Here is a 20317-nt window from a genome sequence, read left to right as displayed (position 1 = left end):
AAAATTGTTTATCATGAAATGGAGGTAGCCTGGTCAAGATAAAATTAATATGTTGGATGTAGCGTTGCTGCTTCTAATAAAGAAAGGTGGGGTTTTTATGTTGAATTTTACATGGAACGTATTTTCACAAACAGGAAGCGTTGACACGTATCTGCTTTTCAAAGAGTTAGAAAAGGAGAACCTGGAAAGACCCGATGTACTTGAAGAAGAAATAGCACGATTTGATTTTCCAATCTTATAATTCTTGACCCCCTCCAGCGCTCGGAGTGTAGACAAATGCTCATTAAAAGTGAAGGAATCGTCCTTAGAACAACAGATTATGGCGAAACAAACAAAATTGTCACGCTGCTCACTAGAGAACATGGAAAAATTGGCGTGATGGCCAGAGGCGCTAAAAAATCAAACAGCCGCCTGTCAGCCATAAGCCAGCCGTTTTTATACGGCACCTTTCTCATCCAATCATCAACAGGACTTGGAACGCTCCAGCAAGGCGAAATGATTGAAAGTATGCGGACCATTCGGGAAGACTTATTTCTGACCGCATATGCCGCATATATGACGGAATTAATGGATAAAGGGACAGAAGAAAAAAAGCCAAACCCTTATTTGTTTGAGCTTCTGCTTCAATCTCTGCGTCATCTCAACGAAGGCACAGATGCTGATATTATTTTATTTATCGTAGAGGTCAAAATGTTATCAGTGATGGGGATGAAGCCTGAACTTGATCAATGTGTCCACTGTGGTCAAAAAGAAGGGCAGTTCCATTTCTCGATAAGAGATAACGGCTTCATTTGCCAAAATTGTTTTTCGAAAGATCCATATAAACTGCCCTTATCCCCCGCAGCTGCAAGGCTACTCCGTTTGTTTCATTATTTTGATTTATCAAGGCTTGGTCAGGTTGATGTGAAACAGCAGACGAAACAAGAAATTCGTCAAGTGCTTGATCACTACTATGACGAATATTCCGGCCTCTATTTAAAATCAAAAAAATTCATGAATCAGATGGAATCCATGAAAAAGCTAATGGGTGACGAAAACAAAAGTTGACATCTCCCATGACTTTTTGTAAGATCATCTAAGATAAAATATGTTGCATTGACAGAAAGAAGTACTTACGTAAAATCCATAAAAGCGACCTTAGGGCGGTGTGAGCTAAGGATGGAGGCGTAACGAAAGGCATTCTTGAGCAACGTAAAACAAAGCGGCTGGGTGCTACGACACCAGCAAATAGGGTGGAACCGCGGGAAAAAACTCTCGTCCCTATGTTTGCAAGAACCTTGCGAGCATAGAGACGGGAGTTTTTGTGTTCTCTTACAAGGTTCTAATCCCACCCGCCATACATAGCGGTTGGTCTAGAAAAGATGGAGGTGCGATCATTGAATATTCAAGACATGATTTTGACGCTGCAAAAGCATTGGTCAAACGAAGGCTGCGTATTAATGCAGGCGTATGACACAGAAAAAGGTGCCGGAACGATGAGTCCATACACGTTCCTCAGAAGCATTGGCCCAGAGCCGTGGAAGGTAGCATATGTAGAGCCTTCAAGACGCCCGGCTGATGGCAGATATGGAGAAAACCCAAATAGATTGTATCAGCATCACCAATTTCAAGTGATCATTAAGCCATCACCTGACAATATTCAAGAGCTATATCTTGAATCATTGAAGGCACTTGGCATTGACCCGCTGAAACATGATATTCGTTTTGTGGAAGACAACTGGGAAAATCCATCTCTTGGCTGTGCAGGACTTGGCTGGGAAGTATGGCTTGATGGGATGGAAATTACGCAGTTCACTTATTTCCAACAAGTCGGCGGCTTAGAATGTAAGCCCGTTTCTGTTGAAATCACATACGGTATTGAACGTCTTGCTTCTTACATCCAGGACAAAGAAAATGTCTTCGATCTTGAATGGACAGACGGATTTACGGTCAGAGATTTATTCTTAATGGCTGAATACGAGCACTCTGTTTATACATTTGAAACATCTAATACTGACATGCTGTTCGAGCTATTTACAACCTATGAGAAAGAAGCACATAGCCAAATGGACAAAGGGCTTGTTCACCCGGCATACGATTATGTCCTCAAATGCTCTCATACGTTTAACCTGCTCGATGCAAAGGGTGCTATTTCTGTGACTGAGCGAACTGGTTATATCGGAAGAGTGCGTCAGTTAGCAAGAAAAGTAGCCAAAACCTATTATGAAGAACGCGAAAAACTGGGATTCCCTATGCTAAAAGAGGAGGCGGCTTCTCATGAATAAACAAGATGTATTACTTGAAATCGGCTTAGAAGAGATGCCGGCTCGTTTCATGCCAGAGAGCACAAAACAGCTGGGTGAGAAAGTAAAAGCATGGTTTGAAACGCAAAATATTTCATTCGAAGAGACTGCTTTATTTAACTCACCTAGACGTCTTGCTGTACTTGTGAAAGGTGTCGCAGAAAAACAAGAAGACATCAAAGAAGAAGCAAAAGGCCCGGCTAAAAAGATTGCCCAAGATGCTGAAGGCAATTGGACAAAAGCAGCTGAAGGCTTTGCCAGAGGACAAGGTGCTTCAACAGATGATCTCTATTTCAAAGAGATTAAAGGAGTGGATTATGTCCATGTCCAAAAATTTCAAGAAGGAAAGAGGGTCAAAGACCTTCTGCCAGCGTTAGGTGAGATCGCCGCTTCATTAAGCTTTCCAAAGAACATGAGATGGGGAAGCGAGGATTTACGCTATATCCGTCCGATTAAATGGATTGTTTGTTTATTTGGAAAAGAGATTGTACCTGTTGAAATTGCTGGGGTGAAAAGCGGCCGTGAGACTAGAGGACACCGTTTCCTTGGAACGACAGCCAGCATTGACACACCTGCTTCCTATGAACAAACATTGCGCGATCAATTTGTGATTGCAGACTCAGAGAAAAGAAAACAATTCATTACTGAACAGCTAGATGCGCTATCTACAGAAAAAGGCTGGGTCATTCCTGTTGATCCTGAACTTTTAGAAGAAGTGAACGACCTTGTAGAATATCCAACTGTGCTGTCTGGTTCCTTTGAAGAAGAGTTTCTTGCATTGCCGGAAGAAGTATTGGTGACGACAATGAAAGAGCATCAGCGCTACTTCCCTGTGAAAAATGAGCAAGGGGATTTATTGCCGCACTTTATTACAGTCAGAAATGGAAACAGTGAGGCGCTGGCAAATGTCGCAAGAGGGAATGAAAAAGTACTTCGTGCGCGTTTATCAGATGCTGCATTCTTCTATAAAGAAGACGAAAAACTAGTGATTGAAGACAATATTAAAAAGCTTGATAAAGTGGTATTCCATGAGAAACTTGGAACAATCGGCGACAAGCTGAAGAGAGTGACAGACATTGCAACTCGTCTAGCGGCGCATGTCGGAGCAGATGACGAAACAACAAAACGTGTGGCGAGAGCAGCAAGTATTTCGAAGTTTGACCTTGTGACTCAAATGGTCTATGAATTCCCAGAATTACAAGGAATCATGGGTGAGAAATATGCAAGAGCTCTTGGTGAACATGAAGAAGTAGCAAGAAGCATCAACGAGCACTATATGCCGCGCTTTGCTGGTGACGAGGCGCCATCCACTTTGATTGGTGCGATTGTGGCAGTAGCAGATAAGCTTGATTCTATTTGTTCATTCTTCTCAATTGATGTGATCCCAACGGGTTCTCAAGACCCTTATGGACTTAGAAGACAAGCGAGCGGTATCGTTCAAATCCTGCTCGACCGTCATTGGAATATTTCATTTAAAGAGCTGTTAGCACTTGCTCAAGTAAAGGCAGAACATGAAGCTGCTCTGATTGAATTTTTAACGCATCGTTTAAAATATGTTCTTCAAGCAGAGCATATCCGCCATGATGTTGTTGATGCAGTGCTGGATGTTAAAAATATTGAGCCATATGCAGTCGTCAAAAAAGCAGCTGTTCTTGAAGAGAGTGTGAAACAAGAAAGCTTCAAAGAAACGGCTGAAGCATTGGGTCGCGTCATTTCAATCAGTAAAAAAGGGGAAGACGCAGAGATTCAGCCTGAACTGTTTGAAAATGAACATGAGCAAAAGCTGTTTGAGGCGTATCAGCAAGTAGAGAAAGCTGTAAAGGAACATGTAGCAGCAGGACAATACAGCTTGGCACTTGACGCGCTGGATACGTTAAAAACACCGATTGTTCATTATTTCGATCATACAATGGTTCATGCGGATGATGAAAAACTGAAGCGAAATCGTTTGGCACAAATGGTCAAACTAGCCAAAGTCATTCAATCATTTGCGAATATGAACAATTTAATTGTAAAATAAATACCTAAGAACGGTTGCCTTTTCCGAAGGGCAATCGTTTTTTACTCATTTAATTCACGGTTTTTGAGTGGATTTTTGTTTCATTCGGACAAAGATGCGCTATAATATGATGAGTTATGAAAATGATATACATAAAATAAAGATTTCGCTCTCTCTATTTAAAGGTGGTGAGTACAATCGAGTTAAATAAACGGCAAGAGCAGATTTTACAGATTGTCAAAGAGAATGGTCCGATCACTGGAGAGCATATCGCCGATCGGCTGAACTTAACAAGAGCGACCCTCAGACCGGATTTAGCCATTTTAACAATGTCAGGCTTTTTAGAAGCAAGACCAAGGGTCGGCTACTTTTTCACAGGAAAAACAGGCACGCAGCTTCTCGCAGATAAGCTGAAAAAACTTCAAGTGAAAGACTTTCAATCCATTCCAGTGGTGATACATGAGAATGTTTCGGTTTATGATGCGATTTGTACGATGTTTTTAGAGGATGTGGGCACATTATTCGTTGTGGACGATCACTCTATTTTAACAGGCGTGTTATCAAGAAAAGACCTCCTCCGTGCAAGTATAGGGAAACAGGAGCTTCCATCTATCCCTGTCCATATTATTATGACAAGAATGCCGAACATTACCGTTTGCCGCAAGGAAGATTTCATTATGGATGTGGCGAAGCACTTGATTGAAAAGCAAATAGATGCACTTCCTGTGATAAAAGATACGGATAAAGGTTTTGAAGTGGTCGGAAGAATTACGAAAACAAACATGACGAAAATACTTGTCAGCTTATCGGAGAACGAAATAATCTAATGACAGAAGACTGCGAGGGGATGTTATGAGTAATCGCGTAATTTTTGTGGTATCAGATTCAGTTGGAGAAACGGCAGAGCTCGTGGTCAAAGCGGCACTTAGCCAATTTGATGGCGGCTCATCAGACCATTCAAATATTAGAAGAATCCCGTATGTAGAGGATGTTGGTACGATTAAAGAAGTCATTTCACTGGCGAAAGCAGATAATGGGATCGTCTGCTTTACTCTTGTTGTGCCAGAAATGCGCCAATTCTTAATCGAGGAAGCAGAAGCAAACGGTGTCGTTTATTATGACATCATCGGTCCGCTCATTGATAAAATGGAGACGGCATATGGAAATGAAGCGAAACATGAGCCGGGTCGTGTACGTCAATTAGATGAGGACTATTTTAAAAAGGTAGAAGCCATTGAGTTCGCTGTGAAATACGATGACGGCAGAGACCCTAGAGGTATTCTAAAGGCTGATATTGTACTCATTGGTGTATCACGCACGTCTAAGACACCATTATCTCAATATTTGGCACATAAACGGCTGAAGGTAGCGAACGTTCCAATTGTACCTGAAGTTGATCCGCCAGAAGAGTTATTTTCAGTTGATCCGAAGAAATGTATCGGTTTGAAAATTAGTCCAGACAAACTAAATCATATTCGCAAAGAGCGTTTAAAATCTCTTGGTTTAAATGATCGCGCTATTTATGCGAACATTGAGCGGATTAAAGAGGAACTAGAGTATTTTGAAAAAGTGGTTGACCGCATTAACTGTCAAGTCGTTGATGTATCGAATAAAGCAGTTGAGGAAACGGCAAATGTCATTCATCAAATGCTGACCAAAAGAGGTTCCGAATAAACTCAGGATGCTCCTCCTGGGTTTTTCCTATGGTGGGAAACGGGTAAACAAAAACAATGGCATATTTGCTGCATTTGTATTATAATAAAAAATTGTGATAAAATGATTGATTTTAGGTTTAAGTTAAGTCAAGAACGAATAAACTAATATTGGCAGAAGTCAAGTGATTCTGAACATAACTTTTCGACAAAATGAGTTTTACTGTTGATTGCTTTATAGGGGAAAAGTATGGTCTTTTTGCTTCTCTAAAGCAGGAATAAGGTGGAGGGATGGAGAATTAGTCACCTGAATGAACGTAAAAAAGAGAGGACGATTTATGTCGATGCAGATGCTTGTCCTGTAAAAGACGAAATCCTTTCTGTCGCATCTCAATTTCAAGTACCAGTGACGTTCATTGCTTCATATGAGCATTTTCAAACCAAAAGATCTCCACTAGAAGATTGGCGGTTTGTAGATACACATAAGGAAGCAGCGGATTTAGTCATTGCAAACTCAGCTGCCGCACATGATATTGTCGTCACCCAAGATATTGGTCTTGCCTCCTTACTGCTTCCGAGACAGGTCATTGTTCTGTCTGAAAGAGGACGAATGTACACAAACGAAACAATTGATTTTGATTTGGAACGCAGGCATGTTTCCAGCAAACAGCGAAGAAAAGGTGTATACGGAAAAGGTCCCAAAAAGCTTTTAGAAGAGGATAAGAAGCGATTTATGGCGCAACTACAAAAAATCCTGTCGAATCATGAAGGATTTTTAAATTAAAAGGCGAATAATGTACGACGGAGTGTTATTAGGATGAGCAAACGTATACCAGATGAACTTTTGGAGCAGATCCAAAAAAACGCAGACATTGTCGAAGTGATTGGAGAATACGTACAGCTTAGAAAGCAAGGTCGAAATTACTTCGGTCTTTGTCCATTCCATGGTGAAAATACTCCTTCATTCTCTGTTTCAGCAGATAAGCAAATCTTCCATTGTTTTGGCTGTGGTGCAGGAGGCAACGTGTTTTCGTTCCTCAGACAAATGGAAGGCTACTCATTTATTGAAGCCGTTTCACATGTGGCTGATAAGTACCATATTGATCTGCCTGATCAGGTGGCGAATGCTCAGATGAGTTCCTCTCAGCAAGAGGACACTGCAGATCATAAAATGATTGAGGCACATGAGCTTCTTAAGAAATTTTACCACCATTTGCTGGTAAATACAAAGGAAGGTCAAAACGCACTCGATTATTTACGGTCCAGAGGCTTTACGGATGAAACAATTGCCAAGTTTGAGATCGGGTATGCTCTTGATTCTTGGGATTTCGTGACCAAGTTTTTAGAAAAACGAGGATTTGATCCTGTGATGATGGAGAAGGCTGGTCTTTTGATTCAACGTGAAAACGGCACAGGCTTTTTTGACCGCTTTAGAGATCGTGTCATGTTTCCCATTCATGATCATCATGGAACGGTCATCGCTTTTTCCGGAAGATCGCTTGGTGATCAGCAGCCTAAATATATGAATAGTCCTGAAACGCCGCTTTTTCATAAAAGTAAGCTGCTTTATCACTTTCATGACGCACGTATGCATATTCGTAAACGCGAACGGGCGGTTCTTTTTGAAGGATTTGCAGACGTCATCTCAGCTGTTACATCAGGTGTCGGTGAAAGTGTTGCAACAATGGGTACGTCTCTTACAGAAGAGCACGTAAAGCTTCTCAGGCGGAACGTAGAAGAGATCATCCTTTGCTATGACTCTGATACGGCCGGATACGAAGCGACCATGAAAGCATCAGATTTGCTTGGAAAAAGAGGATGTAAAGTTCGCGTTGCCATGATACCAGATGGACTTGATCCAGATGATTACATTCGTAAATATGGCGGCGAGAAATTTAGGAATGACATCATAGATGCAAGTGTGACATTAATGACGTTTAAGATGAATTTTTTCCGAAGAGGAAAAAACTTATCAGACGAAGGAGACCGTCTTACTTATATGAAGCAGGTTCTCCGAGAAATCAGCCGGTTAAACGGCTCTTTGGAGCAAGAGATTTACATGAAACAGCTTGCTGGGGAGTTTTCGATCTCACTTGATTCATTAAAAGAACAACTGGAGCTGTTTGAAAAACAGCAGCGGCAAGAAACCAAAAGCACGCAGGAAGAAAACGGGCTTGAAAAACGTCGTGCACATCTGTCAACACAAGTGAGAAGAAAGCGTCTGCGGCCGGCATATGAAAATGCAGAGCGAATGCTGCTTGCTCATATGTTAAAAAGCGATGACGTGATCCGCAAAGTACTTGACAGAATCGGGATTGAATTTAATATAGATTCGCACAGGGCGCTGGCAACGTACATTTATGCCTTGTATGAAGAAGGCAAAGAACCAACGCCGCAGCACCTGATGAACCGGATAGAAGATGATGTCATGAATCAGCTGTTGACGGATATATTGATGATTCAAGTCGGAGACGAACTAAGTGAAGCTGAATTAAGTGATTATGTAAAAAAAGTGTTGAATCATCGGAATTTGTCAATGATAAAGGAAAAAGAACTAGAACGTGCAGAAGCGGAGAGGCAAAAAGATTTCTTCAAAGCGGCAACACTTGCAAAAGAAATTATTCAGTTGAACCGTTCGCTGAAGTAATACGTCTATTATTAATGACAGGACTTACGGCTGGCAATGAATCCTTTACGGGAGGAGCATAAGACCGCAAGCATCTTGCCTTCATCATTATTTATTTTATTTCCTATTTGCTTCGTCAGCTGTTTGATAGAGAGAGAAAAGCAGGACGGAAGTAAATCGCAAGTTACTTTAGAATTCGTTGCAAGCTTTGGAAGGAGGGATCCATAATGGCTGATAAACAAGCCCACGAAACCGAAACTGAATTAACCTTTGAACAGGTGAGAGATAAGCTCACTGAAACGGGTAAAAAACGGGGCGTTTTAACATACGAAGAAATTGCAGAGCGTATGTCTAGCTTTGAAATTGAATCAGACCAAATGGATGAATACTATGAATACTTAGGCGAACAGGGTGTAGAGCTCATTAGTGAAAACGAAGAGACAGAGGACCCAAATGTTCAGCAGCTGGCTAAAGCAGAAGAAGAATTTGACCTGAATGATTTAAGCGTACCACCAGGTGTCAAAATCAATGATCCTGTTCGTATGTACTTAAAAGAAATCGGACGCGTCAATTTGTTATCTGCTAAAGAAGAAATTACGTATGCTCAAAAGATCGAAGAGGGCGATGAGGAATCAAAAAGAAGATTAGCGGAAGCGAACCTTCGTCTCGTTGTCAGCATTGCGAAACGCTATGTCGGTCGTGGTATGCTGTTCCTTGACTTGATTCAAGAAGGAAACATGGGTCTGATGAAGGCGGTTGAGAAGTTTGATTACCGCAAAGGATATAAATTCTCAACATATGCGACTTGGTGGATTAGACAGGCGATCACACGTGCGATTGCCGATCAGGCGAGAACAATCCGGATCCCGGTTCATATGGTGGAAACGATTAATAAATTGATCCGTGTTCAAAGACAGCTTCTGCAAGACCTAGGCAGAGAACCAACGCCTGAGGAAATTGCTGAAGACATGGATTTAACTCCAGAAAAGGTAAGAGAGATCCTTAAAATTGCGCAAGAGCCTGTATCTTTAGAAACACCTATTGGTGAAGAAGATGACTCGCATCTTGGTGATTTTATCGAAGACCAAGAGGCGACATCTCCATCTGACCACGCTGCGTACGAACTCTTAAAAGAGCAGCTTGAAGATGTATTAGACACGCTGACGGACCGTGAAGAAAATGTGCTAAGACTACGTTTCGGACTAGACGACGGAAGAACTCGCACGTTAGAAGAGGTTGGAAAGGTGTTCGGCGTAACAAGAGAGCGTATCAGACAAATTGAAGCGAAAGCTCTTCGTAAATTAAGACACCCAAGCAGAAGTAAACGATTAAAAGACTTCTTAGAGTAGAAACCGGACGGATCTTGAAAGAGATCCGTTCTTTCTTATCAAAAATGAAAACGCTTTTTTCAATCTGATTATATTTTACTGAATAACAAATGAATTTGCAACGTTCTTAGAGAAAAGATGTATAAAAAATACATCTAAATGTGCTGAAGACTTCATTTCTCATCTAGAATCATTTTTGTCTAATCTGTGAACTTGACCAAAGTTTTGTATCATAATTCGTTTACTTTTTGTAAAATTAAAGTAGAATTAGAATTGTTTGCATAGTCTCAAAGGGGTTTTCACAAAGGGGAGGATGAAAGAAATGAAACGGAATCCACTTATACCATTTTTATTGATTGCCATTTTAGGTATTGGACTCACTTTTTTCTTATCAATGAAGGGGCTGAAAGATGAAGAAAAAATTGCCTCTGGGGGCAAAGAGCAAAAGCAAGAAGAGACAGCAAATGCAACGCCGGAAGAATTGTATAAGCAGAACTGCATAAGCTGTCACGGGGAAAACTATGAAGGCGGCGCAGGTCCTGCATTAAAAGGTGTTGGAGACAAGCTTGAAGTAGCTGACATCAAGAAGAAAATTCAAGAAGGCGGCAACGGGATGCCAGGCGGGCTGATTCCAAATGAAAAGCTCGATGAAATGGCGGAATGGGTGTCTAAAATTAAATAATCTTACACAAAAAGCTCTTTTTCAAAAGAAGAGCTTTTTTCATTTGAAAACGACTTTTAAAAAGTCCATAATTTATATAAGATAGACAAGTATGAACATTAAAGAAAAGTAGTGATACGTATGAATGAAATGAATTTATCGAAACGATTAAAAAAAGTCGCGGACTTTTTACCAGATGAGGCAGTCTTCGCTGATATCGGCTCAGACCATGCCTATTTGCCATGCTATGCGATTCTGCATCAAAAAGCAGTGAAAGCCATTGCTGGTGAAATTACTGATGGACCGCTTCAATCGGCGCAGCAGCAAGTACATAGACTTGAATTAGATGAACAGATATCGGTCAGAAAAGGAAATGGCCTTGAAGTCATTGAAAAAGGCGAAGTGAATGCAGTGACGATTGCAGGTATGGGCGGGGCACTCATCGCAAGCATTCTAAATGAAGGAAGACATAAGCTCGCCGGCCATGAGCGGCTCATTCTTCAGCCGAATATCCATGCCCACCATATTCGTTTATGGCTTTATCAAGAGGGGTATGAATTGATAGATGAAGTCATTTTAGAAGAGGACGGCAAAATATACGAAATCATCATCGCAGAAAAAGGCGATAAAGATAAAGCCTATAAAGGAATGTCACTTGAAGCAGGCATACTGGTAGGTCCGTTTCTTGCGAAAGAGCAAAATGACGTTTTCCAGCGCAAGTGGATGCAAGAGCTTCAGCATATGGAGAAGATAGAAAGTCAAATTCAGCAGGCGGCGCGGACAGAAGAAAATAAAGAACGCCTTGAAGAGCTGAATGAGAAAATAAAGATGCTAAAGGAGGTTTTGACTGTTGGCTAAAACAGTAAATGGGCATGAAATCATCCAATTGTTTGAACAATTCTCACCAAAGGCGTACGCCATGGAAGGGGATAAAATTGGTCTTCAGATTGGGACTTTAAATAAAAAAGTAACCAATGTGATGATCACCTTGGATGTATTAGAGAATGTAGTAGATGAGGCGATCGAGCGAAAAGTGGATCTTATTATTGCTCACCATCCGCCGATTTTTCGACCATTAAAACATGTAGCGACGGATCAGCCGGCTGGACGGATCATTGAAAAATGCATCAAACATGATATAGCGGTATATGTGGCACATACGAATTTAGACGTAGCTGATGGCGGAGTCAATGACCTGCTTGCTGAGGCCTTAGAGCTTGAAGAAACAAGTGTGTTAGTGCCGACATACGAAGATCCAATCAAACAGCTTGCTCTGTATGTCCCAGAGGAATTTGAAGAGGCCATCCGGACAGCTTTAGGAAATGCGGGCGCCGGCCATATCGGCAACTACAGCCATTGTGCGTTTTCAAATGAAGGGACAGGCAGCTTTCTGCCATCAGAAGAAGCTGAGCCGTTTATTGGTGAGTCGGGTCAATTAGAATTTGTGAAAGAAGTGCGGATTGAAACCATTTTCCCAGCAAGTATAGAAAAACAAGTGATTCGCGAAATGATCAAAGCACATCCTTATGAAGAAGTCGCCTATAGTGTACACACGACAGATCTTACTCCTATTCAAAAAGGTCTTGGCCGTATTGGAGAGCTAAATGAGCCAATGACACTGAGAGATTTCACACAATTTGTGAAAACGAAGCTAGATGTGAATGGTGCTCGTTTTGTAGGAGACCAAAACGCTGTTGTGAAAAAAGTGGCGGTGCTTGGCGGAGACGGAAATAAATACATCCATCAAGCGAAAAGAATGGGTGCCGATGTGTATGTGACGGGAGATCTTTATTTCCATGTTGCGCACGATGCCATGATGCTAGGGCTGAACGTTGTGGACCCAGGACATTATGCTGAAAAGATTATGAAAGAGGGCGTAAAGGCGAAGCTTCAATCGCTATGTGCGGATAAAAAATATGACGTACAGCTCTTTGTTTCTGAATCAAACACAAACCCTTTTCAATTTATGTAATCAAAAAACGTCAGAGCATATCCGCTCTGACGTTTTCTTATTTCTTTGTTTTGACGCGAGGTAAAATTTTAGAAAGAGGAACGCTTCGTTCAATCTTCCAAGTTGTTTCATCATCTGGTTCATAGTTTTCTAAGAAACGAATGACTTCCTTTGTAATAGGTGTTGGTGTTGAAGCACCAGCAGTAACGGCAACGGTTTTGACGCCCTGCAGCCATTCCAGCTTGAGTTCACTTAAGTCGCCAATACGGTAAGCCTGCGTTCCGGCAATCTCCATTGACACTTGTGCGAGACGGTTAGAGTTATTACTTTTTGGATCGCCGACAACAATGGTTAAATCGGCTTGGCCAGCTTGCTGCGATACAGCTTCCTGACGCACCTGTGTCGCAAGGCAAATTTCTTGATGATACTCGACGTGAGGGTATTTCTCTTTAATCAGCTCCATCAGGTCGTGGACATCCCATTGAGACATCGTCGTTTGGTTCGTGATGAGCAGTTTTTCTGATGTTAAATCGAGTGCCTCAATGTCAGCTTCTGTTTCGACAAGATGTACCTTGTCAGGGGCTACTCCGACAGCTCCTTCTGGCTCAGGATGACCCTTTTTCCCAATATAAATAATGTCATAGCCATCGGCTGTTTTCTCTGAAATGAGTTCGTGTGTTTTCGTTACATCGGGACAGGTCGCATCAATGGCGACAAGGCCTTTTTCTTCTGCGATTTGACGAACCTCAGGAGAAACGCCGTGAGCTGTGAAAATGACTGTTCCACTTTCAACCTGCTTTAAAATGTCTAAGCGGTTTGGTCCGTCCAGTGTGTAAATGCCATCTTCTTCGAAGGCATCAGTGACATGTTTGTTGTGCACAATCATACCTAATATATAAATTGGGCGTGGCAAGTTCTTATCAAGTGCGGCATTTTTAGCAATGACCATTGCATCCACAACGCCATAGCAATAGCCACGCGGCGATATTTTAATTACATTCATTTATTCGTCCTCCTGTAGGGAAGTGCTGCTAGAGAAGAACAATATAAAAAGCCGTAAAAAACGGCTTTTTATCATTCTCTTGCTTCCATTATAGCCAAAGTAAGCGTATATATCAAAGATTGTTATACGCAGTGAACACTTCGCCGTTAAAAGATCACTAGACATATAGTTTTGGAACAGAGCTGCCAGATCTTTTTTTCGGTTTTGCTTCAGGAACAGATGATGTGTGAGGTGCTGTTTTTTTGACGAGGATGTCTTCTGGTTCTTTATTTTTTTCTATTTTGTCAGTTTGTGCTTCTTCCTCGTGCACTTCTGTTTCCGCGCTGGTCTCCGTTGATTCTACATCAGCATCATTTGCACTTTCTTCATCATCATCCGCACTGCCAAGCTGGCTGTACAGTTTAATCATCGCCGGCAAATTTCTCACTAAAGGACCGTATTGCTGAATCATTGGCGTAAATTGCTGCGCCATCCCGAGCACTTTTTGAACATTTCCTAACATGCTTGAGAGGGTCGCAGGATTTGTGAAGCTCTGGATTCCTTGTAATCCCGCACCACCTCCAGAGACTCCAGCTCCTCCTGCGCCAGGAAGAAATTTAGAGAGCATGCCTTTAATTCCTGCTCCGCCGCCTAGTGCACGGCTCTCACCTCCTGGAATTCCGCCCATCCCGGGTAAACCGCCTCCCTGTACAGACGGGGAGCGAGGCATCATTTGCTGAAATGGATTGCCTTGCCCTTGAAAAGGCTGTTGGATAGGAGGCTGCTGCCCTCTTTGAAATATTCCGGGCTGTCCGCCATTTCCAAGGTGCCGGCGTGAAGGACGGCGCGGCTGAAAATCGCCCATAGGCCTTTGCCCTAACATACTTGTACCTCCCTTACTGCATTCTCTTTCTCTTCATAGGTTATGCAAGGAAGCACCAATTGGTTTCCTGTAGGAAAAGCGGACATGGTTTTTTTACTGAAAATCAGCTATAATGAGGAGATGAGCAAAAAGGCATTGCCTTAAGGAGTGAAAACATGAAAGAAACGAAATTTACGACATATGAATTAAAGCCTTTTATTATAGATGCTATTCATGAACTAGGCTTTTATGAGCCGACTGATATTCAAAAAAGAATCATCCCTGCTGTTTTAAAAGGAGAAAGCGTGATTGGCCAGTCACAAACCGGAACAGGAAAAACTCATGCGTACTTACTGCCGCTGATTCATTCAATTGATCCAAGCAAAGAACAGGTACAAGTGGTGATTACTGCACCTACAAGAGAATTAGCCAATCAAATTTTCAAAGAAGCTCAAACGATTTTAAAGAATGCTTCTCCAGAAGAAGAGATCAAAGCAAAGCTTTACATTGGCGGAACGGACAAGCAGAAATCAATTCAAAAGCTAAAAAACCAGCCGCATTTGGTGGTCGGTACACCTGGACGTATTGCTGACCTCATTCATGAGCAGGCGCTGAATGTTTACAAAGCGACCTCTCTTGTTATTGATGAGGCTGATTTAATGTTGGATATGGGATTTTTAGAAGATGTGGACCGTATCGGTGCACAAATGCCAGAACAGCTGCAAATGCTTGTGTTCTCTGCAACCATCCCAGAAAAACTAAAGCCTTTCCTGAAAAAATATATGGACAATCCAAAGTATGCACATGTTGAACCAAGACGGATTACAGCTGAAAACATTCAGCATATTTTAGTTCCGTCTAAACAGCGTGATAAATTAAAATTGCTCCATGAAATGGTGACGAATGTACAGCCATATTTAGGGATCATTTTTGCCAATACAAAAACAACTGTTGATGAAATCGCATCGTTCCTACAAGAAAAAGGAATGAAAATCGGTGTGCTCCATGGCGGATTGACGCCGCGGGAACGTAAAAAAGTCATGAAACAAATTGAAGATTTGGAGTTCACTTATATTGTGGCATCTGATCTTGCAGCTCGCGGGATTGACATTAAAGGCGTCAGCCACGTGATTAACTATGAACTTCCATCTGATCTTGATTTTTATGTGCACCGCGTTGGAAGAACAGCTCGTGCGGGTTCATCTGGAATTGCCATGACCATTTATGAGCTGGCTGATGAGGATGCACTCATTCAAATTGAGAAAATGGGCGTTGTGTTTGAAAACAAAACCATTGTTCATGGTGAATGGCGAGATGCAGATGACCGTCTGAAGCGTCAAAGACGTAAAAAAGCCCCAAATGAAATTGAAGAAAAAGCAAAACGTCTTGTGAGAAAACCGAAAGCCGTCAAACCTGGATATAAAAAGAAAATGACACGTGAGATGGATAAAATCAAAAGACAGGAACGTAGAAAGTCAAAGCGTAATGGAAAGTAGGGGGAAACATTGTTAAAGATTGGTTCACATGTATCCATGAGCGGAAAACATATGCTTCTTGCAGCGAGTGAGGAAGCTGCCTCTTATGGTTCGAATACGTTTATGATTTATACAGGTGCACCGCAAAATACGCGCCGTAAGAAAATTGAAGACCTCAATATTGAAGTTGGACAAGCGCATATGAAAGAGCATGGCATGACGGATATCGTCGTGCATGCTCCGTATATTATCAATATTGGAAATACAGTGAATCCAGCGACATTTGAGCTTGGTGTAGACTTCCTTCGCTCTGAGATTGAGCGTACGGAAGCGCTGGGAGCAAGACAAATTGTTCTCCACCCGGGTGCGCATGTCGGAGCAGGGGCAGAGGCAGGGATTCAAAAAATCATTGAAGGTTTAAACGAAGTCATTGTGAAAGGTCAAGAGGTTCAAATTGCACTTGAAACAATGGCGGGAAAAGGATCAGAGTGCGGAAGAAGCTTTGAAGAGCTTGCCCAAATTATCGACGGAGTGACACATAACGAAGCTCTTTCTGTCTGCTTTGATACGTGTCACACGCACGATGCTGGTTATCCGATTGTGAGTGACTTTGATGGTGTGTTAGAAGAATTTGATCGAATTGTTGGTATTGACCGAATCAAAGTTCTTCACATTAATGACAGTAAAAACGTGCAAGGCGCAAGAAAAGACCGACATGAAAATATCGGTTTTGGTGAAATTGGTTTCGATGCACTGAGCTATATTGTGCATCATCCGCAGCTTCAAGATGTGCCGAAAATTCTAGAAACGCCTTATGTAGGTGAAGATAAAAAGAACAAAAAACCACCTTACAAATTCGAAATTGCCATGCTGAAAGAAAAGCAATTTGATGAAGGCTTACTAGATAAAATTACGGGTCAGTAAAAAAGGATGCAACATGTTGAGGTGCCGCTAAATGCGGCCCTTTTTTGCTTAACTTGTAAACTGGTTAAATAAATCATTCACAGTCTGTGCTGTCTGTTTAGAAGTAATCGCTTCCACTTGCTTAAGAAGCCGGTTACGCTCTGAGTCATTAAAAATATTGATGTTTTTCCCGTTCATGAGTTTGGCCACCTCAGCAGCTTGATGAGACGTTAAACTGACGCCATACTGTTTCGCATACCTTAACAGATCATTTGCTGTGATCTGATTGAGCCGCTGCAGGACAATTTTTTGAATTAAAATCAATTCCATTCCTCCCCTCTGTAACAATGTATGGGCGAAAACGGAAAATGTGCAAAAAATTTTATTTTATTCTGTGAAATGATAAAATAGTAAAGTGGATAAAATGTTCATTGAAAATTTAACTTGTGTAGAAGGGAGAACGTATGGCAAATAGTAAACAGCATAGAAAGGAATCAGTGCCTCATTTTATTTTGAGAATTTTTCTGATTCTAGTAGGAGCTGCATGTGCAGCAGTCAGCATTGAATTATTTTTAGTGCCAAACAATATTATTGATGGGGGCATCATCGGCATTTCGCTTATTTTGGATTATCTCTTTACAGATAACCCGTTTATTAATTTTGCGACGATTGTTGTCATTTTAAATATTCCATTTATGATATCAGGATACAAGCATATAGGGAAAACCTTTCTGATTTCCACTGTGATTGGGATTGTCAGCTTAGCCGTGATTGAATCTTCACTTCATCATGTGGAGGCATTTACAACACAGCCGATCTTAGCCACTGTATTTGGCGGACTATTACTTGGATTTGGTGTTGGACTTGTCATCCGTAATGGAGGTTCAATGGATGGAACAGAGATCTTGGGAATTCTTCTGACGAAAAAAATTCCTTTCTCCGTCGGTGAGTTTGTCATGATCGTCAATGTGTTCATTTTTATTTGGGCGGGCTTTGTTTTTGGACCAGAGCAGGCTATGTATTCTGTCATGACATATTATTTGGCAATGAAAACAATTGATGCTGTCATTCAAGGGCTTGATGAAACAAAAGCTGTCATTATCGTCTCAGACTATTATGATGAAATTTCAGATGCGATTCTGCATCGACTCGGCAGGGGAACGACAAAGCTGAGAGGAAAAGGCGGCTATACAGATGAAGAAAAAGATGTCATCTACGCCGTTGTCACAAGGCTTGAAATTACAAAGCTGAAATCCATTGTATTTGAAATTGATGACCAAGCATTTATCACGATTATGGATACGCATGAAACAAAAGGCGGTAAGTTCAAAACAGCCATTCATTAGCTTTTATTTTACTTTTTTATCTTTCTTTTATATAATGAAATGTATGTATGGACAGAGAAAATGGCAAAAGCCATTTTCTTTTTGTTGTATAAATCGTAATCATTCTTTTTATATTGATTAAAGGTGGAAAGATTCATGGCAAAGCCAATTATTGAAATGAAGGACATTTCGTACTCGTATGGACAGCGAAATGTCATTGATCACATTCATTTAACAGTAGAGGAAGGAAACTTTCTAGCACTTGTTGGACCGAATGGTTCTGGTAAAACAACCTTATTAAAATGCCTGCTTGGGCTCATTAAACCGCAGCAGGGTGAATTAAAGCTATTTGGCACGCCTGTCTCAAAATTTAGAGACTGGGATCAAATTGGATTTGTTTCTCAAAAGGCGAATAGCTTTAATACAGGTTTCCCTGCTTCTGTATATGAAGTCGTCGCAAGCGGACTGACCGCAAAAATTGGTTTGTTTAAACGAATGAGCAAACAGGATAAATGGCAAGTGGAAGATGCCATTCGCTCAGTTGGCATACAGGATTTAAAGCATCAAAACATCGGTGAGCTTTCTGGCGGGCAGCAGCAGCGTGCATTTATTGCCCGTGCGCTTGTCAGTCAGCCGAAGCTGCTCATTTTGGATGAGCCCACGGTTGGAGTAGACCAGCGGACAGTAGAAGGCTTTTATCAGCTGCTCGAAACATTAAACAAAGAAAAAGGAATGTCTTTAATTCTCGTCACACACGACGTTGGCACCGTTTCTGATAAAGTCACCCATGTGGCTTGTTTAAATCAGACACTGCATTTTCACGGGGATGCAGAAGCGTTTGATTCAATGGATGATCAGGCGCTATCCCAATTTTACGGGCATGACATTCAAGTGATTCATCACGATCATCACCATCATGGGGGACATGAATAATGCTATTTCCATTTTTTCATTATGAATTTTTACAAAATGCGTTTATCGCAGGGTTACTGATTGGTTTTATTGCGCCCTTACTTGGTGTATTTATTGTCGTAAGAAGGCTTTCGCTTATTGCAGATGCCCTCAGTCACGTATCACTTGCCGGTATTGCCGCAAGTCTATTTCTTGATAAAAAGTTTGGCCTTTTGACAGGGGTAAGCCCGCTCTACTTAGGGATGGCTTTTTCTGTTGCAGGTTCATTGTTTATTGAACGCCTGCGCTCCGTGTATAAGCATTATCAGGAGCTTGCCATTCCCATCATCTTATCAGGTGGTATTGGGATTTCCGTCATCTTCATTTCACTAGCGAATGGCTTTAATACAGATTTGTTTAGTTATTTATTCGGAAGTGTCAGTGCGGTTTCAAGACTTGATCTTTGGATTATTGTAGGGATCTCACTCGTTGTTGTGTTAGTTGTTGTGCTTTTATATAAAGAATTGTTTCTGCTTTCTTTTGATGAAGAGCATGCAAAGGCTTCTGGTATTTCAGCAAAATGGATTCATTTTATTTTTATCTTAGTTGTTGCACTTGTCATTGCGGCATCGATGCGTATCGTCGGTACACTGCTTGTGTCGGCGCTCATGACGCTTCCTGTTGCAGCAAGTATCCGCATTGCCAAAGGATTCAAACAGGCGATTTTCCTTTCGATCTTGTTTGGTGAATTGTCTGTATTGGCCGGATTGATTTTAAGCTATTATCTTGATTTAGCGCCAGGCGGAACCATTGTGATGCTGTCCATCTTGATTTTAATCGGGTGTATTAGTATTGGGAAATTCAGAAGGGGGAATCAACATGAACGTACAAGAAGCGCTTGATTTATTAAAGGAAAAAGGCTACAAATATACAAGCAAACGTGAAGACATGCTTCAATTGTTTTCTGATTCTGATAAATACTTGACCGCTAAAAATGTGCTGACAGCACTAAGTGAAGACTACCCGGGTCTCAGCTTTGATACGATTTATCGAAACTTGTCACTATATGAAGACCTTGGAATATTAGAAACAACGGAATTGTCAGGGGAGAAACTATTCCGTTTTAAATGTTCTTTTTCCCATCATCACCATCACTTTATTTGTCTTACATGCGGGAAAACAAAAGAGATCGATGCCTGCCCTATGGACAAGCTCGACGCCGATTTAGAGGATTATCATATTAGTGGACATAAATTTGAAATATATGGAACATGTCCTTCTTGCGAACCGAAGGAAGTTCACTCATGAAAAAGCCAGCCATGGAGCTGGCTTTTTTGTTTTGTCTTTTGAAAACGTTTTACAAAGAGAGGCTGTTTCATT

At 41.4% G+C, this 20317-nt stretch carries 21 protein-coding genes; 18 read left to right on the top strand and 3 right to left on the bottom strand.

Going from position 1 to position 20317, the window contains the following annotated elements; all coding sequences use genetic code 11:
* The first annotated feature begins 97 nt into the window (after positions 1 to 97).
* The 12 genes from NSS76_RS11775 to NSS76_RS11720 all read left to right on the top strand — a co-directional run bounded on the left by NSS76_RS11775 (position 98) and on the right by NSS76_RS11720 (position 12520).
* On the top strand, positions 98 to 241 hold the full coding sequence (locus NSS76_RS11775; RefSeq protein ID WP_003217288.1) for a YqzL family protein: 144 nt from the start codon (positions 98 to 100) through the stop codon (positions 239 to 241).
* A 35-nt stretch (positions 242 to 276) separates the two neighbouring features.
* Positions 277 to 1047 (top strand): DNA repair protein RecO, encoded by a 771-nt coding sequence (gene recO / locus NSS76_RS11770; protein WP_044332056.1) that lies wholly within the window; start codon positions 277 to 279, stop codon positions 1045 to 1047.
* A gap of 329 nt (positions 1048 to 1376) precedes the next feature.
* Positions 1377 to 2264 (top strand): glycine--tRNA ligase subunit alpha, encoded by an 888-nt coding sequence (glyQ, locus tag NSS76_RS11765; protein WP_012010611.1) that lies wholly within the window; start codon positions 1377 to 1379, stop codon positions 2262 to 2264.
* Positions 2257 to 4302, top strand: coding sequence for a glycine--tRNA ligase subunit beta (glyS, locus tag NSS76_RS11760; protein WP_073206336.1), 2046 nt, complete (start codon positions 2257 to 2259; stop codon positions 4300 to 4302). The genes glyQ and glyS overlap by 8 nt, the downstream gene beginning before the upstream one ends.
* A 167-nt stretch (positions 4303 to 4469) precedes the next feature.
* The gene (locus tag NSS76_RS11755) at positions 4470 to 5108 is read left to right on the top strand and encodes a helix-turn-helix transcriptional regulator (RefSeq protein ID WP_024423017.1); all 639 of its coding nucleotides are present in this window, start codon (positions 4470 to 4472) and stop codon (positions 5106 to 5108) included.
* A 25-nt stretch (positions 5109 to 5133) separates the two neighbouring features.
* A complete protein-coding gene (locus NSS76_RS11750) occupies positions 5134 to 5955 on the top strand; it encodes a pyruvate, water dikinase regulatory protein (RefSeq protein ID WP_008342399.1) in 822 nt (273 codons plus the stop codon).
* Between the two features lie 261 nt (positions 5956 to 6216).
* Positions 6217 to 6717, top strand: coding sequence for a YaiI/YqxD family protein (locus tag NSS76_RS11745; protein WP_024423016.1), 501 nt, complete (start codon positions 6217 to 6219; stop codon positions 6715 to 6717).
* Between the two features lie 33 nt (positions 6718 to 6750).
* Positions 6751 to 8580, top strand: coding sequence for a DNA primase (dnaG, locus tag NSS76_RS11740; protein ID WP_024423015.1), 1830 nt, complete (start codon positions 6751 to 6753; stop codon positions 8578 to 8580).
* 206 nt (positions 8581 to 8786) lie between these two features.
* Complete coding sequence (rpoD, locus tag NSS76_RS11735) at positions 8787 to 9908, top strand: RNA polymerase sigma factor RpoD (RefSeq protein WP_008342392.1); 1122 nt, start codon at positions 8787 to 8789, stop codon at positions 9906 to 9908.
* A 301-nt stretch (positions 9909 to 10209) separates the two neighbouring features.
* Entirely contained in the window at positions 10210 to 10569 is a 360-nt protein-coding gene (gene cccA / locus NSS76_RS11730; RefSeq protein ID WP_024423014.1) for a cytochrome c550, read from the top strand.
* A gap of 120 nt (positions 10570 to 10689) precedes the next feature.
* Complete coding sequence (locus NSS76_RS11725) at positions 10690 to 11406, top strand: tRNA (adenine(22)-N(1))-methyltransferase (RefSeq protein ID WP_044332048.1); 717 nt, start codon at positions 10690 to 10692, stop codon at positions 11404 to 11406.
* Complete coding sequence (locus NSS76_RS11720; protein ID WP_341082261.1) at positions 11399 to 12520, top strand: Nif3-like dinuclear metal center hexameric protein; 1122 nt, start codon at positions 11399 to 11401, stop codon at positions 12518 to 12520. Before NSS76_RS11725 ends, NSS76_RS11720 begins: the two co-directional genes overlap by 8 nt.
* Before the next feature lie 37 nt (positions 12521 to 12557).
* On the opposite strand, the gene NSS76_RS11715 is transcribed toward NSS76_RS11720, so the two are convergent.
* Complete coding sequence (locus NSS76_RS11715; RefSeq protein ID WP_073206330.1) at positions 12558 to 13502, bottom strand: 4-hydroxy-3-methylbut-2-enyl diphosphate reductase; 945 nt, start codon at positions 13500 to 13502, stop codon at positions 12558 to 12560.
* A 157-nt stretch (positions 13503 to 13659) separates the two neighbouring features.
* Complete coding sequence (gene vrrA / locus NSS76_RS11710; RefSeq protein WP_073206327.1) at positions 13660 to 14364, bottom strand: VrrA/YqfQ family protein; 705 nt, start codon at positions 14362 to 14364, stop codon at positions 13660 to 13662.
* Positions 14365 to 14519: 155 nt separating this feature from the next.
* Between vrrA and NSS76_RS11705 the strand changes: the two genes are divergently transcribed.
* On the top strand, positions 14520 to 15839 hold the full coding sequence (locus NSS76_RS11705) for a DEAD/DEAH box helicase (RefSeq protein ID WP_024423009.1): 1320 nt from the start codon (positions 14520 to 14522) through the stop codon (positions 15837 to 15839).
* Positions 15840 to 15848: 9 nt separating this feature from the next.
* Positions 15849 to 16742, top strand: a complete 894-nt coding sequence (locus tag NSS76_RS11700) for a deoxyribonuclease IV (protein ID WP_073206324.1) — start codon at positions 15849 to 15851, stop codon at positions 16740 to 16742.
* 48 nt (positions 16743 to 16790) lie between these two features.
* Here the strand turns inward: NSS76_RS11700 and NSS76_RS11695 are convergent, their stop codons facing one another.
* Positions 16791 to 17045, bottom strand: coding sequence for a DUF2624 domain-containing protein (locus tag NSS76_RS11695; RefSeq protein WP_024423008.1), 255 nt, complete (start codon positions 17043 to 17045; stop codon positions 16791 to 16793).
* A gap of 140 nt (positions 17046 to 17185) precedes the next feature.
* Here NSS76_RS11695 and NSS76_RS11690 point away from each other — a divergent pair, with 140 nt between their 5' ends.
* The 4 genes from NSS76_RS11690 (at position 17186) to NSS76_RS11675 (ending at position 20245) form a co-directional block, all read left to right on the top strand.
* Positions 17186 to 18067 carry a YitT family protein gene (locus NSS76_RS11690; protein ID WP_024427967.1) on the top strand — a complete coding sequence of 294 codons (882 nt, stop codon included), beginning with the start codon at positions 17186 to 17188 and terminating at the stop codon, positions 18065 to 18067.
* Positions 18068 to 18202: 135 nt separating this feature from the next.
* Positions 18203 to 18979, top strand: coding sequence for a metal ABC transporter ATP-binding protein (locus tag NSS76_RS11685; protein WP_024423006.1), 777 nt, complete (start codon positions 18203 to 18205; stop codon positions 18977 to 18979).
* Positions 18979 to 19839 carry a metal ABC transporter permease gene (locus NSS76_RS11680; RefSeq protein WP_024423005.1) on the top strand — a complete coding sequence of 287 codons (861 nt, stop codon included), beginning with the start codon at positions 18979 to 18981 and terminating at the stop codon, positions 19837 to 19839. Before NSS76_RS11685 ends, NSS76_RS11680 begins: the two co-directional genes overlap by 1 nt.
* On the top strand, positions 19817 to 20245 hold the full coding sequence (locus NSS76_RS11675) for a Fur family transcriptional regulator (protein WP_003217433.1): 429 nt from the start codon (positions 19817 to 19819) through the stop codon (positions 20243 to 20245). The genes NSS76_RS11680 and NSS76_RS11675 overlap by 23 nt, the downstream gene beginning before the upstream one ends.
* The last annotated feature ends 72 nt before the right edge of the window (positions 20246 to 20317 follow it).

This window comes from Bacillus sp. FSL R5-0654, assembly GCF_038008745.1.
In the GTDB taxonomy this organism is placed as follows: Bacteria; Bacillota; Bacilli; order Bacillales; family Bacillaceae; genus Bacillus; species Bacillus safensis.
The sequence above is the reverse complement of the archived record's forward strand: the minus strand, read 5'-3'. Positions and strand labels throughout refer to the sequence as shown.